Origin of the sequence: Bacillus sp. SN32, assembly GCF_002837495.1 — a bacterium.
GTDB classification, from domain to species: domain Bacteria; phylum Bacillota; class Bacilli; order Bacillales; family Bacillaceae; genus Bacillus; species Bacillus subtilis.
Genome location: NZ_PJCT01000019.1, coordinates 1 through 605, shown reverse-complemented (window position 1 = coordinate 605; position 605 = coordinate 1). Strand labels below are relative to the sequence as shown.

Here is a 605-nt window from a genome sequence, read left to right as displayed (position 1 = left end):
GCGTTCGTCCTGAGCCAGGATCAAACTCTCCGATAAAGTAGTTTGACTGACTACGCACATCACTGTGCGATTTTTAAAAACTGAATTAACAGGTACGTTTTGTCTTGTTTAGTTTTCAAAGATCATTTTGTTTGTCCGCTTTGTTAAAGCAACTTTATTATTATACAACGTCACTTCTTCAAAGTCAACAACTTTTTTAAAAACTTTTGGTGGAGCCTAGCGGGATCGAACCGCTGACCTCCTGCGTGCAAAGCAGGCGCTCTCCCAGCTGAGCTAAGGCCCCATAAAAAATGGTCGGGAAGACAGGATTCGAACCTGCGACCCCATGGTCCCAAACCATGTGCTCTACCAAGCTGAGCTACTTCCCGATTCCCTATCTATTCTATTAAAAGATATGGCGCGCCCGAGAGGAGTCGAACCCCTAACCTTTTGATCCGTAGTCAAACGCTCTATCCAATTGAGCTACGGGCGCAAAACATAATGCCGAGGGCCGGACTTGAACCGGCACGGTAGTCACCTACCGCAGGATTTTAAGTCCTGTGTGTCTGCCAATTCCACCACCCCGGCGTGGATGGTATAGTTGGAGCGGAAGACGGGATTCGAAC

Annotated in this window: 4 tRNA genes; all 4 read right to left on the bottom strand. The window is 47.6% G+C overall.

Annotated elements, in window-relative coordinates:
- Positions 1–207: 207 nt before the first annotated feature.
- Positions 208–283: transfer RNA gene (locus CW370_RS21100), tRNA-Ala, on the bottom strand.
- Positions 284–291: 8 nt separating this feature from the next.
- Positions 292–368: transfer RNA gene (locus tag CW370_RS21095), tRNA-Pro, on the bottom strand.
- Between the two features lie 27 nt (positions 369–395).
- Positions 396–472 (bottom strand) — tRNA-Arg (locus tag CW370_RS21090).
- Positions 473–481: 9 nt separating this feature from the next.
- Positions 482–567, bottom strand: a tRNA-Leu gene (locus CW370_RS21085).
- Positions 568–605 lie beyond the last annotated feature (38 nt).